Here is a 16,647-nt window from a genome sequence, read left to right as displayed (position 1 = left end):
TGGCCTTCGACAGGCGCGAGCCTGAGCAGAGATTCACTCCAGAGCAGATCCAGAGCAGATGAGGAAATGACAATGAGTGCCGAGATCTTCTACGACGACGACGCCGACCTGAGCGTGCTGCAGGCCAAGAAGGTCGCCGTCATCGGCTACGGCAGCCAGGGCCACGCGCACGCGCTGAGCCTGCGCGACTCCGGGGTCGACGTGCGCATCGGCCTGGCCGAGGGCTCGAAGTCGAAGGCGAAGGCGGAGGAGGAGGGCCTGCGGGTCCTCCCGACCGCCGAGGCCGCCGCCGAGGCCGACGTGATCATGATCCTGGCCCCGGACACCGCCCAGCGGACGATCTACACCGAGGACATCGCGCCGAACCTGAAGAAGGGCGACGCGCTGTTCTTCGGTCACGGCCTGAACATCCGCTACGGCCTGATCACCCCGCCCGCCGACGTCGACGTGGCGATGGTGGCGCCCAAGGGCCCCGGTCACCTGGTGCGCAGGCAGTTCGTCGACGGCAAGGGCGTGCCCGCGCTGATCGCCGTCGAGCAGGACGCCACCGGGAACGCGCAGGCGCTGGCCCTGTCCTGGGCCAAGGCCATCGGCGGCACGCGGGCGGGCGTCATCAAGACGACCTTCACCGAGGAGACCGAGACCGACCTCTTCGGCGAGCAGGTCGTGCTGTGCGGCGGTACCACCGCGCTGATTCAGAACGGGTTCGAGACCCTCACCGAGGCCGGCTACCAGCCGGAGGTGGCCTACTTCGAGGTGCTGCACGAGCTCAAGCTCATCGTGGACCTGCTCTACGAGGGCGGCATCGCCCGGATGCGCTACTCGATCTCCGACACCGCCGAGTTCGGCGACCTGACCAGGGGCCCCCGGATCATCTCGCCCTCGGTCAAGGAGGAGATGCGCAAGATCCTCGGCGAGATCCAGGACGGCACCTTCGCGCGCGAGCTGATCGCCGAGGAGGACGCAGGCCGTCCCACCTTCTCCAAGCTGCGCCAGGAGGGCGAGGCCCACCCAGTGGAGGAGGTCGGCAAGAAGCTGCGTGGGCTGATGTCCTGGGTGGACCGGCCGATCACCGAGACCGCCTGATCCACCGCAGGCGAGGGGCCTTTCGTGCCGACGTCAGCGCGCTGATGTCTCCTGCGTTGACGTCTCGCGTCCTGGCAGTGGCTCCGGCGAGATCGAACCGCCACTGCCAGGACGTCGTCGTCGATCCCCGGCGGCCGAATGGAGTCACGCCGAGCGGGACCGTTTGGCCCTGACCTCCGTAGCGAACGGACCGTTCGGCCCGATACAGGTGGCGGCGGGGTCGTCGAATCTGGTAATCGAGGGCGACGAGACCACGGTGTCGTGCGCTTCCTCTCGTGCCGCTGTCGCGGCGGTCGCCCGGGTCTCCGGAGCCGCGGCCGAGCCCTCACGGGCCCCGCCACCGGCAGCGATCACAGAGGTATACGGTTCGTCGCGCAAGGTGACGACAGTTCGCGCGGCAGCGTGGCCAAGGGCTGATCAGGGGAGAAAGATTGAGTGACGAGACAGCGTCGACGACACACGAGGTGCCGATCTACGACGACAAGGCTCACATCAGAGGCACCCTCGACATCTCCAGTGCCGAATGGATCACCAGCACCGAGGATGAGGACCAGAAGGGCGTCGAGATCGCCTTCGTCGAGGAGTACATCCTGATGCGCAACGGAGCCGAGCCGGAAGGCCCCGTGCTGGTCTTCACCCAGGCGGAATGGGATGCCTTCGTCGAGGGCGCCAAGGACGGCGAGTTCGACGAGCCGTGGTGAGCTCTGCCTGCCGACCGCTCTGATCGTCGCGATGCCGGGGCGTCGAGTCTGATCTCGTCCGCTCCCCGGCGCCGCGCGAGCCTGCGCAGGCCTTCGAGGCACCGGAGAAACCGACGCGTCTGAGCCCTGCGTCTCGGCCGTGGGCCTCTTCGAAGCCTCGCGCCGCCGGTGCGCCGCGCTGACCCGTTCGCGGCCCCGCCCCGTCGGGAGCACGCCGCAGCCGACCTCGTCTCGGCTTCGCAGCCCGTCGCAAGAACAGGCGGGCCGAAAGCGCAGCCCGCTGCCCTGCCGCCGGACCTGGCCGCCACGCGGCCCGTCTCTCCGGCACCTGGCGCGCCGGTCGCCGCCGCGCCGGGTCACCTCCGCACCGCGACTCGTCGCACCGGCTCGACGAGCCCGTCGCACGCCGCAGCCGCCGTCGCACCGTTCCGACCGGCAGGCCGCCCGGCTCGACACACCGACAGTGACGAGGAATCGCGGTATTCCTCGTCACGTCCTCGTCGCTTCTGCGTCACACCCGATCTGGCCCGGTCGCCGCCCGGTGCCTCGGATGCGCGGCTGCTCGTGGGCTGCGTGAACGCGCGGCCGGGGTGCGCGGCGTTCACTGCGTGGGCCGATCACCCTGCGGCCTGCGCTCGGCCGCGTCTCGAAGTATGAGAAACGTTTCACAAGCGTGGGACTAGACTGCTCGCTGGCGGTCGCCGCCAGGCAGCCGAGGACCGCAACAACCTTCCCTGGAGCAGCTCGTGACCAACACCAGTCGTCCCGTCGTCCTCATCGCCGAGAAGCTCGCACCCTCTGCGGTCGAGGTCTTCGGCGACGAGGTCGAGATCCGCTATGTCGACGGCACCGACCGGCCGGCTCTGCTGTCCGCCGTCGCCGAGGCGGACGCCCTGCTCGTCCGTTCCGCGACCAAGGTCGACGCCGAGGTGGTCGGCGCGGGCCTGCGGCTGAAGGTCGTGGCCAGAGCGGGCGTCGGTCTGGACAACGTCGACGTCCCGGCCGCCACCGAGCGCGGCGTCATGGTGGTCAACGCGCCCACCTCCAACATCGTCTCCGCCGCCGAGCACGCGGTGGCCCTGCTGCTCGCCGTCGCCCGCCACATCCCGGCGGCCGACGCGAGCCTGCGCGCCGGGCAGTGGAAGCGCAGCTCCTTCAGCGGAGTCGAGCTGCGCGGCAAGACCGTCGGCGTGGTCGGCCTCGGCAAGATCGGGCAGCTCTTCGCCCAGCGGATCGGCTCGTTCGAGACGAAGCTCATCGCCTACGACCCCTACGTGTCGCCCGCGCTGGCCGCGCAGCTGGGCATCGAGCTGGTCGACCTCGACGAGCTGCTGTCCAGGGCGGACGCGATCTCCATCCACCTGCCGAAGACCCCGGAGACCAAGGGGCTGATCGGGGCCGCCCAGCTCGCCAAGACCAAGCCCGGCGTCCTGCTGGTCAACGCCGCCCGTGGCGGACTCGTCGACGAGGCCGCGCTGGCCGAGGCCGTCAGCTCGGGTCAGGTCGGCGGTGCGGGCGTCGACGTCTACGCGACCGAGCCCACCACCGACAGCCCGCTGTTCGGGCTGCCCGGCGTGGTCGCGACGCCGCACCTCGGCGCGTCCACCGCCGAGGCCCAGGACCGCGCGGGTACGGACGTGGCCCGCTCTGTGCTGCTCGCGCTGCGCGGCGACTTCGTACCGGACGCGGTGAACGTCCAGACCGCAGGCGTCGTCGGCGAGCAGGTGCGGCCGTACCTGCCGCTCACCCAGAAGCTCGGGCTCGTGCTCGCCGCGCTGCTGCCCGCCACGCCCGCCTCGGTCACCGTGGAGGTGCGCGGCGAGCTGTCCACCGAGGACGTCAGCGTGCTGCCGTTGGCCGCGCTGCGCGGTGTCTTCTCCAAGGTGGTGGAGAGCCAGGTGACCTTCGTCAACGCGCCGAGGCTCGCCGAGGACCTCGGGGTGGCGGTGGACGTGCGCACCGAGAGCGAGAGCGCCAACCACCGCAGCCTCGTCACGGTGCGGGTGGTGCTGCCGGACGGCGGCACGGCCAGCGTCTCGGGAACCCTGACCGGACCGCGGCAGGTCGAGAAGCTCGTGGAGATCAACGGCAGGCACTTCGACCTGCGTGCCGAGGGCAATGTCCTGCTGCTCGAGTACCCGGATCGGCCCGGCGTGATGGGCACCGTCGGCACGCTGCTCGGCGAGGTCGGCATCAACATCGAGGCCGCGCAGATCAGCCAGACCACCGACGGCTCCGACGCGACGATGCTGCTGCGGGTGGATCGGCCGCTGACCGGTGGAGTGCTGGAGCCCATCGGCGCCGCCATCGGTGCGAGCACCGCGTACTCGGTCTCCTTCGACTGAGCCGGTCTCGGCTCGGAGCGTCACGACGCTGAAGCTGACGTGCGTGAATGGTCACGACGCTGAAGCCGATTCGCGTCGATGGAACGACGCTGAAGCCGATTCGCGTCGATGGAACGACGCGGTGTTCCCCCACACCGTCGCCGCCCTGCGCGGCGCGGGGGAACACCGCGTCGGCGTCTTCGGGCTCGGCGCCCGGCTCGATCTGTTCTGCTGCCGCGTCGCGGTGCCGCCACGACCGATTGATCCACTCCGGTGCAGGCGAGTGGCATTCAGGTGGGAAACAAACACCCTGAGTCATCGATTCGGTGAACCGCAGGCGGTTTCTGAGCAGAGAGCTGGGATTGCTTCATCCGAAAGGAGCAATCACAGCGTGCTGATCTCGCGTTAGGTTCCCATGAAGAAGGCCGGACCAGGCGCTGCGGCGACTGCGGCGCCGTGCCGAGCTGCCTTTCGTGTCCCTTCGATCGGAGCCCGCCACACCGGGCTCATCGCTTGAGGTTCCCCTGCCAGAGCCCCGCCGATCAGACTCTCGACTGATCAGGGACCCTGATCCAGGGGCCTGCCGCCCGGGACCGGGTCGTCCCGAACGGCAGGCCGGAGGCGCTTTGCGGCCTCGGCATGGTCGAAGACGGGTCTTTCAGTGAGGGCACACCAGTGAGTCGAAGTCGAAGAAGGGTCACCAGGTCCGCTGCGGCGGCACTGGCGGTCGTCCTGACCACCGCGGCGGTGGGCAGCGCGACGGCACAGGATCAACCGCTCGCACCGCCGCTGCCCACCGCCGACGCCTTGTCGACGGATGTCGGGCTGTCCGGCGTCGCACCGAGCCTGGCCGAGGCACAGGGTCGGATCGGCGTCTTCATCGAGCTGGAGAACGCCCCCGCCGTCGACGTGTTCGTCGAGGAGCAGGAGGCGGGCGCCAGCGACGAGGAGGCCAGCGTCGCCGCCGAGGAGGCCAGGGAGGCCACCCTCGAGACGGCCGACGTCGTCGTGGCGGAGCTGCTCGTCGCCGACCGGCAGACCGAGGTCCTCTACGAGACCGTGAACGCCGTTCCCGGCGTCGCCGTCCGCGCCGACGCCGAGTCGGTCCGCGAGCTGGTGGAACGCTCCGACGTCCGGTCGATCCGGCCGCTCGTCAGGCACGAGCTGGCCAACGCGAGCGCCGTGCAGCTCACCAATACCCTCCCGAGCTGGCAGCAGACCGGCCGCTACGGCGAGGACATGCGGATCGGGATCATCGACGACGGCGTCGACTACACCCACGCCACCTTCGGCGGCCCCGGCACGCCCGAGGCCTACGACGAGATCGATCGCACGACGATCGACCCGAGCTACTTCCCCACGGACAAGGTCGTCGGCGGCACCGACCTGGTCGGCGACGACTACGACGCCTCCAGCGACGACCCGGAGCTGAACCAGCCCCGGCCGGACGACAACCCGATCTCCTGCGGCACCCACGGCACCCACGTCGCGGGCACGGCGGCGGGCTTCGGCGTCAACGCCGACGGCAGCACCTTCGACGGCGACTACTCCGAACTGGACGACGAGACCGTCCGCGGCATGCGGATCGGGCCGGGCACGGCGCCGGGCGCCCTGATCTACTCGATCAAGGTCTTCGGCTGCGACGGCTCCACCGACGTCACCTCCGCAGGACTGGACTGGACGCTGGACCCCGACCGCGACGGTGACTTCACCGACCGGCTCGACGTGGTCAACCTGTCGCTGGGCAGCAACTTCGGCGCCCCCGACGACCCGGCCAGCCTGTTCGTCCGCAAGCTCAACCAGCACGGCGTCGTCACGGTGTTCTCCGGCGGCAACGGCGGGGACCTCTTCGACGTCGGCGGCTCGCCGGGCAACACCCCTGAGGCGCTGACCGTCGCGAGCAGCCGGGACGCCTCCGTGGTGCGCGACGGCGCCGAGGTCGTGGCACCGGAGTCCCTCGCGGGTCTCCAGCCGGGCCAGTACAGCCAGAGCTACCCCGACTACGCGGATCTGGACCTGACGGCCGAGGTCGTCCGGCTCACCGACGAGGCCAACCTCGACGGCTGTGACCCGCTGTCCGCAGCCGACGCCGCCTCGGTCGAAGGCAAGATCGCCTGGCTGGAGTGGGACGACGACGACACCACTCGACGCTGTGGTTCGGCGGGCCGCACCGACAACGCCTCCGACGCGGGCGCGGTCGGCGCGATCTTCTCCTCCGGGCTCGACCAGTTCAGCGCGGGCATCGCGGGCAACGACGTGATCCCGGTCATCCAGCTCACCGGCACCGCGGTCGACGAGGTCCGTCCCGCTCTGGAGGCGGGCACCCTGGAGATGCGGTTCGCGGGCGAGCTGCGCACCTCGGTGCCGACCGTCGACGAGGACCTCGTCGACACGCCCAGCTCCTTCACCTCGCGTGGCGGCCGAGGACCCGGCGTGAAGCCGGACCTCAGTGCACCCGGTGACACGATCGCCTCCGCCCTCTCCGGCAGCGGCGACGGCACGCTGGTGATCAGCGGTACGTCGATGGCCGCGCCGCACACCACCGGTATCGCCGCTCTGCTCCGCGAGGAGCACCCGGACTGGACCCCGGAGGAGATCAAGGCCGCGCTGATGAACACGGCGGGCGCCGACATCACCACCGGGCCGGACGGCATCGTGTACGCGCCGAACCGGGTCGGCTCCGGCCGGGTCGACGCCCTGGCGGCCCTGGACAACCAGGTGCTGGCCATGGTGGAGGACGACCCCGGTCAGGTCAGCGTCTCCTACGGCACCGTCGAGGTCGACGGGCCGATCGCCCAGACCAAGACGATCAAGCTGGTCAACAAGGGCGTCCGGCGGACGACGATGTCGGTCGCCTACCAGCCCGCCACCGAGATCCCCGGCGTCAGCTACGAGCTGGACCGCGACTCGGTGACGCTCAGCCCGCGTGGTGTCGCGAGGGTCACCGTGACGCTCACGATCACCGACCCGGCCGCGCTGCGCAAGACGGCCGACGCGACGCTGGAGAAGGAGCAGGGCGGCGAGGCACGGCAGTTCCTGGCCGACGCCTCCGGCCGGATCGTCTTCACCCCAGATTCCGGTTCCACGGTGCCGCTGCGGGTTCCGGTGCACTCCGCGCCGAAGCCCGTCGCCGACATCGAGGCGGCCTCCTGGCTGCGACTGCCGGAGGGCGCCGAGCAGGCGGTGCTGAACCTGCGCGGCCGAGGCATCTCGCAGGGCTCCGGCGACGAGGCCTACCGGTCGCTGATCAGCGTGCTGGAGCTCCACGCCACGAGCCCGGAGCTGCCCGAGTGCGCGGGTGACCAGGTGCTGGGCTGCACCATCAACCGGACGGCCAAGGGCGGTGACCTTCGACAGGTCGGGGCCACCTCCACGGCGCCGCTCGCCGTGCTTCAGGGCGACCCCGAGTCGGCGCTGCTCGCGTTCGGCATCACCACCTGGGCCGACTGGTACAACATCGGCAGCAACACGGTCCCGTTCGTCGACATCGACGTGACCGGCGACGGCGTGCCGGACTTCGAGACCTATGTGACGAAGTACACCGGCAGCGACGTCCTGGTGGCCGCGACGGTCGACCTCAACGCCGAGGGTGCCCCGGTGGTCGACGTGCAGCCGATCAACGGCCAGCTCGGCGACGTCGACACGAACGTCTTCGACACCAACGTGCTCGTCCTGCCGGTGGCCCTGACGGCACTGGGCATCGACCCCGCTGCGGAGTCGGCGCCGATCACCTACACGGTCGGCGTCAGCGGCTACTACGCCGCACCCGGCGACCCGGACGGGCTGATCGACTCGATCGACGAGCCGATCTCCTTCGACGCGGTGCGGCCGGGACTGTGGACGCAGGGCGGCGGCGACGCGGCGCTCTCCTACGAGGCACGGCCGGGCACCGCGCTGGTGGTCAACCGTGACCTGGAGACGGCGGTGGCCGACGGTCGGCTGCTCGTCCTGCATCACCACAACCATCGGGGAGACCGGGTGCAGGTGGTGCCGACCGGCAGCACCCCGCCCATCTTCGTCAACTGACTCCGTAAAGCCCAGGGGAGCCCCGTGAACCACGGGAGTCCTGAGTCGACGGAGTCCTGAGAGCCTGTCTTTGATCCCTCTGGAGTCGTGAGCGGGATCAGCGTGGCTGAGCTGCCAGGCGGAGGAAGGAGGCATAACGAAAGTTATGTTGACTGACGACAACGCCGCAGATCGCCGCGCTGGCCCCGCGCAACAGGAAAGTGGGGATTGAAGACAGGCTCTGAGTGCGACAGTGATGCCCCGGCCGGCGACGGTCGGGGCATCACTCGTTCTCGGCCTCGATCGGCTGGCAGGCCGGGGTTCCGTCGCGTCGCCGACGGTCGCCCTCCGCGCGGCGCGGACGCCCGCCGGCCCGCGCTCGTGCGGGTGGGGGATTGACGGCGCCCCTTAGGCTGTTCGAGTGATGTTCACTCGAATGGGCGTCCCGCAGTACGGGAAAGATCATCGCTGGCAGGCCGCCGCCATGTGGAGTACCGACGCGGGAGCGGTAGCCTGCTCGAACGAACTGGTCCCGTTCAGTGGGATCTGTACCAGGGAGGTGCACGGATGCGGCTCGCTGTGATCCCAGGCGACGGGATCGGGCCCGAGGTTATCGCCGAGGCATTGAAGGTGCTCGGTGAAGTTGTCCCAGACGCGGAGATCGTGCGTTACGACCTCGGTGCCGCTCGGTGGCACGCCACCGGCGAACTGCTGCCGGAGTCGGTGTTGGGGGAGCTGCGTCAGCACGACGCGATCCTGCTCGGGGCGGTCGGTGATCCGTCGGTGCCCAGTGGCATCCTCGAACGCGGACTCCTGCTACGCCTGCGTTTCGAACTCGACCACCATGTCAATCTGCGGCCCGCCCGGCTGTATCCGGGGGTGCGCAGCCCGCTGGCCGATCCCAGCGAGGTCGACATGCTCGTGGTGCGCGAGGGCACGGAGGGCCTCTACGCGGGCAACGGCGGTCTGCTCCGCAAGGACACGCCGCACGAGGTGGCCACCGAGGTCTCGATCAACACCTCGTTCGGGGTGGAACGAGTGGTGCGGGACGCCTTTGCCAGGGCGGCCGCCCGCCCGCGCAGGCATCTCACCCTCGTTCACAAGACCAACGTGCTCACCTACGCGGGTTCGCTGTGGTCTCGGATCGTGGAGGAGGTCTCCCTCCAGCACCCCGAGGTGACCGTCAGCTACCAGCACATCGATTCGGTGACCATCCACATGGTTACCGACCCGTCGCGATATGACGTGATCGTCACGGACAACCTGTTCGGCGACATCCTCACCGACCTCGTGGCGGCGATCACCGGCGGCATCGGACTCGCGGCCAGCGGCAATCTCGACATGACTCGACGCAACCCGAGCATGTTCGAGCCGGTGCACGGCAGCGCGCCGGACATCGCGGGTCAGGGAGTGGCGGACCCGACGGCCGCCGTGCTGTCGGTCGCGCTGCTGTTGGACCACCTCGGCATGTCGGAGGCGGCGAAGCGAATCGAGGCGTCGGTGGCGTTCGACCTGGCCACCAGGGATCACGCCTCGCCGGGCGCGACCTATGCGATCGGCGATCGGCTGGCCGCACTGGTCTCGTCGAACACCCGCCCGGAGCGGCCGGTCTCGCTGCCACCCTCAGCCTGATCCCCACCTGGCGACGGGGCCGTCCACCACGGTGGGCGACCCCGTTCGTATCTGGTCCCCTCGTCGGCGCTTCGCCCGGCTGCGGGGCCACGAACGGGTGAAGTTTCCCAGCATCCGGACTTCTGCGTCCGCACGGTTGGATTCCGTCGGCGGGTGTGGCACCATCGCCGCGTGGCTCATCACGGCATGATCATTATCGCGTAGCGCGTCGGGTAGTGCTCCCACCAGCACCCGACGCGCAGACCTCTCGCATCCGCGGGGGGTCTTTTTGTTTGTCCCCTCTTTCTCGAAGCCAGACTCGACACCGCCCGAGGAGTCCTTCGTGTTCCGCACCGTTCCGGCAGACACTCCGCTCGGCGACGCCTTCCACCTCTATGACACGACGCTGCGCGACGGCGCCCAGCGGGAGGGCATCTCCTACTCGGTGACCGACAAGCTGACCGTGGCGCGACAGCTGGACTCCCTCGGCGTCGGGTTCATCGAGGGCGGCTGGCCCGGTGCGCTGCCCAAGGACACCGAGTTCTTCGCCAGGGCGGCCGACGGCGAGCTGGAACTGCGGCACGCCGCCCTCGTCGCCTTCGGCTCGACCCGACGAGCCGGGATGACGGCCGCCGAGGACCCGCAGGTCCGCGCGCTGCTCGACTCGCGGGCGTCGGTGATCACGCTGGTCGCCAAGTCCGACCGCAGGCACATCGAGCGGGCGCTGCGCACCGACGTCGCCGAGAACTGCGCGATGGTCCGTGACACGGTGTCGCTGCTCGTCGCCGAGGGGCGTCGGGTCTTCGTCGACGCCGAGCACTTCTTCGACGGCTACGCCGCCGATCCCGACTGCGCGCTGCGGGTCCTGGAGGCGGCGGTGCTCGGCGGCGCCGACGTCGTGGTGCTGTGCGACACCAACGGCGGCAGCCTGCCGACCGGGCTGGCCGAGACGGTCACCGAGGTGAGCGCCCGCACCGGCTTCCGGCTGGGCATCCACTGCCAGGACGACACCGGCTGCGCCGTCGCCAACACCATCGCCGCCGTGCAGGCAGGCGTCACACACGTGCAGTGCACCGCGAACGGCTACGGCGAGCGGGCGGGCAACGCCGATCTCTTCCCGGTGATCGGCAACCTCGTCACCAAGCTCGACATGCCGGTGCTTCCCGAGGGCAGGCTGGTCGATCTGACCCGCGTGTCCCATGCCCTCGCCGAGATCGCCAACCTCGCCCCCGACCCCCACCAGGCGTATGTCGGGGCGTCGGCCTTCGCTCACAAGGCGGGGCTGCACGCGAGCGCGATCAAAGTCGACCCGGAGCTCTACAACCACATGGAGCCGGGCGATGTCGGGAACGGGATGCGGGTGCTGGTCACGGAGATGGCGGGCCGGGCCAGTCTCGAACTCAAGGGACGCGAGTTCGGGCTGGACCTGGCCGCCAGGCCGGAGGCGGTCGGTCGGGTGGTGCGCCGGGTCAAGGAACTGGAGGCAGGCGGCTGGTCCTTCGAGGCGGCGGACGCCTCCCTGGAGCTGCTGCTGCGTGCCGAACTGGCAGGCGGCCTGGAGACGGCGGCCGAGGAATCCGATTCCGCTGCCGCGCTGCGACCGTTCACCCTGGAGTCCTACCGCGTGGTGCTTGACCATCGGTCTGACGGCGAGGTGGTCGCCGAGGCCACTGTGCGGCTGCATGTCGAGGGCGAGCGGGTGATCGCGACGGCCGAGGGCACCGGCCCGGTCAACGCCCTGGACGCGGCGCTGCGGGCGGCCCTGACCCGGTATCTGCCCTGGCTGGCCGAGGTCCGGCTGCTCGACTACAAGGTGCGCATCCTCTCGGGCGAGCACGGCACCGACGCGGTGACCCGCGTGCTCGTCGACTCCGGCGACGGCGTCGACAAGTGGACCACGGTGGGTGTGCACGGCAACATCGTCGAGGCGAGCTGGTTGGCGCTGTGCGACGCGCTGGTCCATCGGGCCGCCCGGCAGGAGGCAGATTCGGTCCGGGCCTAGGTCGTACATCGGCTGCCGTTCCCGGCCGTCGTCCGAGGCGTGTACCGCGATCCGAGTGAGAGCGGCGTGATCCCGCCCGCAGTCCGTGAGCACCGGCGGTCACGGCCACGCGTCGATCGTCGGCGTCCGGGTGAAATCTGCCGGTTTCGCCCCCGAAGTCGATGTCGACCGAGTCTGCTGTCTCCTCGTTGATCACGACACCGAGACAACGGGGGCACGGGGAATGCAGGTTGACGAGGCGGCACTGGGGGCTGTCGCCACGAGCGCGGCGAGTATCGCGGACCTGGTCGAAGAGCTGGCACCACAGACCGTCGAGCGGGGCGCCGAGGCGGCAGGCGCCTCGCCCGGCTGGCGGTTCGCCGAGCAGACACCGGTCTGCACCGAGGTGTGGGAGACGAACCTCATCGGTTTCGCGGCGGAGATCCGCGAGGCGGGTGAGAAGATCGAGCAGTCGCTCCGCATCTACCGGATGAACGACGATGACGCGGCGAGCGATCTCGGCCGCGTCGAGGCAGAACTCCCGTCCGAATCCGGGCAGGGAGGACGCTGACATGCCGGATCTGTTGCAACTCCGCGATCTCGACCCGAGCCACTGGTCCGCGCTGGCGCAGGCATGGAACGACTGGTCGGACGACCTGGACCAGCAGCTCTCGGACCTGAACGGCGAGGTGATCGAGCGGATCGCCGACGACGAGGTGTGGCAGGGCTTCGCCGCCGAGGCAGCGGGGCGATACGTCGACGAGATCCGGCGCCGGGGAGTGCAGAGCGTGGACGACATCCGCAACGTGGCGGACGTGTACAAGCAGGCGGCCGACGACATCACCGGAATTCAGGACCGGCTCGCCTCGGTCCTCGCCTACGCGCACAGCAGCGGCTTGGAGCTCCGAGCGGACGGCGAGATCTGGATCGCCCCGTACGACACCACCGGATTGTCCGACGGCCAGAAGATCCACGAGCGCGAGGTGCGACACCGGGCGCGGGTGGACGTGCAGACCCAGATCGCGGAGCTGTTGACGGAGGCCGAGGACCTCGACAGCGACCTGACGGGTCGACTGGAGCACCACAGCGCCGTGCACAGCTCCGCGGCGGACATCGCCGCCATGCAGGAACGCATCGAGGAACAGGCCGCCCGCGCCGCCGAGCTGGCAGGCACCCGGCCGCTGACGCACGAGGAGGCCAGGGAACTCCGCGACCTGCTGGAGCACTACGCCGAGGACCCGGTGTTCGCCACCGAGTTCCTGGACTTGCTGGGGCCGGAGAGGACCTTGGAACTCGCCTCCGACATCACCGGAATCGGCAACCACCTCGGACACCCCGATCCCGAGCTGGCGAGACGTCTCCAGATCGAGCTGGGCGAGGCGCTGGCCACCGCGACCGACGCCCGCAGCGAACCCAACCTGGGCGAGCAGTGGTGGTCCGATCTCGCCGAGGCGGGCCGCGAGGAGGTCGTCCTGCCGGGATTCACTGGACCGGACGGCGTCTACGGCTACCAGTTCCTGGGCCCGCTGCTGAACTCAGGCGAGTACTCCTCGGAGTTCCTGGAGTTCATCGGGAACGATCTGATCGACTTCGAGAAGGAGAATCCTGAGGCCTGGAACACTCAGGAGGGCGTGCTCGGTGCACCGCTGCGCTTCAACTTCATCGACGACCAGACCGCCGGGCTCGACCCGATGTACGGGCTGATGCTCGCCCTGGACGAGAATCCGCAGGCCGCGAAGGACTTCTTCTCCAAGGACGGCGAAGACCGCGTCGAGTACTTCGCCGAGCGGGAGTGGATCCCCGACTCACTGACCAGGTCCGTCCCGGACGACCACGTGTCCGCAGGCTGGAGCAGCTTCGGCGACGCCCTGGAGGCCGCGACGCTGGAGGCGGGCCGGGACGAGGTCTCCCGAGAGATCCTCCGCGACTCCATCGGCGCCTTCGCCGACCGGTCGGACGGCATCCCGCACAACATGGGCGACACGATGACAAACATGATCAGTGCCGAGATCGCTTTTGTGAATGCGGATTCGATCGACAGCAGCACCAACCGGCACGCTGCCCATCGGGATGACATCCGTGCGGTGATCGGCGACCTGGCAAGTGATCCTGAGCAGTATGCCCAGATTCACGAAGCACAGCGGGTCTACACCGCGCTGCGCCTTGAGGAGATGGCATCGAGCTCCTTTGACCTAGGGACGCGTTATACGGATGTCGAGATGGCAGGTCGCGAAGCGGCCGTGATCTTTAACGCCTTGGACGGTGCACGGGCCGAAGCGGGCTATGCGGAGATGACCAGTGCGGACAACGAGTACAACAAGGCGTTGGAGGATCGAGCTGCCTTGACGGACCTCGTGTTGGGAAACATCGTTGGCGAGATCCCGGTCGCTGGAGGTCTCCTCGGGGATGGTGTGACCATGGTCCTCGATGACGTGGTCGAGAATTCGCGCCGAGATGACTTCTCTTCGGCGGAGGGGTGGGCTCAGGACCTATACCGTCAAGGTTCCACCGACGTAGAGAGTCTTGTGCTCGATGCGATGATTCGACATGAGATGTGGGCTCCGGATGCTCCGCCGCCTGCTGAGTTGATGATCGACGGCAAGGTGCCCGCATATTCGTCGCTTGATCCTGTGCAGAAGGGAGTTTTCGACGAATGGAGAAGATCTCCTGCTGGCGGAGAGATGCGGAGCGTGATTGATGAGATCAAGGTTTCCTATCATCTGGACACCTCGATCTCCTTTGGCGATGAATCAAGGTCGGGTGGATGATGCGACGCGTGAAGCATCTCGTTGCCATCGCAGCCGCAGTCGGCGTGGTGGGCGGCTGTTTCGGCTCTGGCGGCGCTGGCCAGAACCCTTCCGCAGAGCCGGAACTCAAACTGGTCTGCGACGATCTCCTGAGTGAGAACTCATGGGAGGAGATGGGTTTTCCGGGTGGCGGTCTGCCAGATGAATTCATCGAAGATGGTTATGAGTTCTCTTGCGGAACGAGTTACCGTAACCAGGTTGATGGGCAGTTCGCAATAGATTCCTCTTGGCCATTTCTTCGGGTTGATCTACCCAGGCTGGATCAATCCGGGTTTAGTTCGATCGTTTCTTTCGCAATGGGTGGACCGACGTATCAGGTCGTCGGGGTCGGGTCGACGGATGCCTTGTTGACCACTGGCAGTGCCACTATTCCCGTCGAATGTGCCGGAAATCCGGACGTCGGCGACTTCTGGCTTGACATCGGCTCTATTCAGTCAGGCAGGAGGAACGATGGATTTGTTTCGTCTGAAGATCTCGAGTATCGAGGGGCGATGCTGGCGGCTGGGATAGAGGCGGCAAACGATCTCGTCGATCGATGGGGGTGCGGCTCGGATCCGCTAGTCGCCCCTGCCGAGCTGCCGCCGCATCCCGTTCCGAACGCTGTCGAGGGAGCATCTGGTCTGTGCGGTCTGGCAGATCCCACGCTGATTCCGGCGCCTGCTTCGGGAATTCGACATACGGTCGAGTCGATCACGGGCGGTGTGGCGGAGGCGTGCCAGGTCTGGGACATCGACAAGCCGCAGGAGCCTGGTGAGAACCTGTCACTCATAGCGACTTTCGTGGTGGCGAGAGGTGTCATCGCGGAGACCGTGCAAGGCCGTGAAGACGACCTGTACAGGGGTACCGGGCTCGACCACACCTGTGGGGGCGAGCCGGTGCATTACCACCTCACTGGTTTCGGGGAGTTCGTCGACGACTCGCCCGACGGGGACCTTTTCACCGCACTCACCAGCGCCGCCGCCGAGCGGGACGGCTGCCCGCTGCCGTGATCCTGCTCTCCGGGCTGCTCGTACCGCCGACCCCGCTGACCTGCCCGTCTAGAGTGGTGCCGTCCGCCAGAAGCAGCATCGCAGGAGGTTGTCCGTGCGTATCGGCCGTATCGCCCACCCCCAGGGAGTGGCCTTCGTCTCGATCGAGGGGGAGCCGGACACGGACCAGGTCGCGGTCGAGATCGCGGAGCACCCGTTCGGCGACCCCACGTACACCGGCCGTCGCTGGCCGCTGGCCGACGTGCGGGTGCTCGCGCCGATCCTGCCGAGCAAGGTCATCTGCATCGGCAAGAACTATGCCGACCACGCGAGGGAGATGGGCGGCGAGCCGCCCGCCAACCCGGTGATCTTCATGAAGCCGTCGACCTCGGTGATCGGCCCCGGCGCGAGCATCCGGCTGCCCGCCGACTCGGCGCAGGTCGACTTCGAGGGCGAGCTGGCCGCGGTCATCGGCGCGCCCTGCCGCGACGTGTCCCCGGCCAAGGCCAAGGACGTGCTGCTGGGCTACACGATCGCCAACGATGTGACGGCGCGCGACCAGCAGAAGGCCGACGGCCAGTGGACTCGGGCCAAGGGGCACGACACCTTCTGCCCGCTCGGCCCGTGGATCGACACGACCGCCGATCCCGCCGACCTGCGCATCCGCACCGAACTCGACGGCGCGGTGCGGCAGGACTCCACCACCGCGAATCTGCTGCACGACGTTCCGACCCTGGTGGCCTGGATCTCGCGCGTCATGACGCTGCTGCCTGGTGACGTGATCCTCACGGGCACGCCTGCGGGCGTGGGTCCGATGACGGCGGGACAGACGGTCGCGATCACGGTGCAGGGCCTCGGCACGCTGCGCAACCCGGTCGTCCAGCGCTGACTCGTCCGGCGCTGACTCGTCCGGCCTCAGCGGGCCTGCACGCTCGGCCGACATGCACCGCCCCCGCGGCGGTCGCGCCGACCACGCCTGGTGTCTCGCGGACACCCGAGACACCAGGCTGACGCGCAGGCACGGCTCGACGACGCAGGCGGCCCTTCCCGCCGCCCGCCGGTTCTGGATGGCACTTCGTCGTCGAGACGGCACAGTCGTGTCCGCTCGAGCGCGCCCCATGCCTGCTGCCTCGGACCCCTTCCCTCCTCCGGTGTTCGCCGGGG

At 68.8% G+C, this 16,647-nt stretch carries 11 protein-coding genes; all 11 read left to right on the top strand.

Going from position 1 to position 16,647, the window contains the following annotated elements; translation table 11 throughout:
* Positions 1 to 72 precede the first annotated feature (72 nt).
* Positions 73 to 1,086, top strand: a complete 1,014-nt coding sequence (ilvC, locus tag UA74_RS26125) for a ketol-acid reductoisomerase (RefSeq protein ID WP_075742595.1) — start codon at positions 73 to 75, stop codon at positions 1,084 to 1,086.
* Positions 1,087 to 1,517: 431 nt separating this feature from the next.
* Complete coding sequence (locus tag UA74_RS26120; protein WP_198042859.1) at positions 1,518 to 1,787, top strand: DUF397 domain-containing protein; 270 nt, start codon at positions 1,518 to 1,520, stop codon at positions 1,785 to 1,787.
* Between the two features lie 746 nt (positions 1,788 to 2,533).
* A complete protein-coding gene (gene serA / locus UA74_RS26115; protein ID WP_075742594.1) occupies positions 2,534 to 4,132 on the top strand; it encodes a phosphoglycerate dehydrogenase in 1,599 nt (532 codons plus the stop codon).
* Between the two features lie 654 nt (positions 4,133 to 4,786).
* A complete protein-coding gene (locus tag UA74_RS26110) occupies positions 4,787 to 8,137 on the top strand; it encodes a S8 family peptidase (protein ID WP_083683648.1) in 3,351 nt (1,116 codons plus the stop codon).
* A gap of 400 nt (positions 8,138 to 8,537) precedes the next feature.
* Complete coding sequence (locus tag UA74_RS32465) at positions 8,538 to 8,699, top strand: hypothetical protein (RefSeq protein WP_157434455.1); 162 nt, start codon at positions 8,538 to 8,540, stop codon at positions 8,697 to 8,699.
* Positions 8,684 to 9,748 (top strand): 3-isopropylmalate dehydrogenase, encoded by a 1,065-nt coding sequence (locus tag UA74_RS26105; RefSeq protein ID WP_075742593.1) that lies wholly within the window; start codon positions 8,684 to 8,686, stop codon positions 9,746 to 9,748. Before UA74_RS32465 ends, UA74_RS26105 begins: the two co-directional genes overlap by 16 nt.
* A 322-nt stretch (positions 9,749 to 10,070) precedes the next feature.
* Complete coding sequence (gene cimA, locus UA74_RS26100; protein ID WP_075742592.1) at positions 10,071 to 11,729, top strand: citramalate synthase; 1,659 nt, start codon at positions 10,071 to 10,073, stop codon at positions 11,727 to 11,729.
* Between the two features lie 223 nt (positions 11,730 to 11,952).
* Positions 11,953 to 12,279 carry a hypothetical protein gene (locus UA74_RS26095; protein ID WP_075742591.1) on the top strand — a complete coding sequence of 109 codons (327 nt, stop codon included), beginning with the start codon at positions 11,953 to 11,955 and terminating at the stop codon, positions 12,277 to 12,279.
* A gap of 1 nt (position 12,280) precedes the next feature.
* Complete coding sequence (locus UA74_RS26090; protein ID WP_075742590.1) at positions 12,281 to 14,476, top strand: DUF6571 family protein; 2,196 nt, start codon at positions 12,281 to 12,283, stop codon at positions 14,474 to 14,476.
* 8 nt (positions 14,477 to 14,484) lie between these two features.
* Positions 14,485 to 15,504, top strand: coding sequence for a hypothetical protein (locus UA74_RS32460; RefSeq protein WP_157434454.1), 1,020 nt, complete (start codon positions 14,485 to 14,487; stop codon positions 15,502 to 15,504).
* Between the two features lie 94 nt (positions 15,505 to 15,598).
* A complete protein-coding gene (locus tag UA74_RS26080) occupies positions 15,599 to 16,372 on the top strand; it encodes a fumarylacetoacetate hydrolase family protein (RefSeq protein WP_075742588.1) in 774 nt (257 codons plus the stop codon).
* Positions 16,373 to 16,647 lie beyond the last annotated feature (275 nt).

This window comes from Actinoalloteichus fjordicus, assembly GCF_001941625.1.
In the GTDB taxonomy this organism is placed as follows: Bacteria; Actinomycetota; Actinomycetes; order Mycobacteriales; family Pseudonocardiaceae; genus Actinoalloteichus_A; species Actinoalloteichus_A fjordicus.
Note: the sequence above shows the minus strand (reverse complement) of the source record. Positions and strands in the feature narration are given on the sequence as shown.

What these genes read in the sequence shown, in the direction of transcription:
- ilvC (WP_075742595.1), top strand. Translation starts at nt 73, where the DNA reads ATGAGTGCCGAGATCTTCTACGACGACGACGCCGACCTGAGCGTGCTG.
- UA74_RS26105 (WP_075742593.1), top strand. Translation starts at nt 8,684, where the DNA reads ATGCGGCTCGCTGTGATCCCAGGCGACGGGATCGGGCCCGAGGTTATC.
- UA74_RS26095 (WP_075742591.1), top strand. Translation starts at nt 11,953, where the DNA reads ATGCAGGTTGACGAGGCGGCACTGGGGGCTGTCGCCACGAGCGCGGCG.
- UA74_RS26090 (WP_075742590.1), top strand. Translation starts at nt 12,281, where the DNA reads ATGCCGGATCTGTTGCAACTCCGCGATCTCGACCCGAGCCACTGGTCC.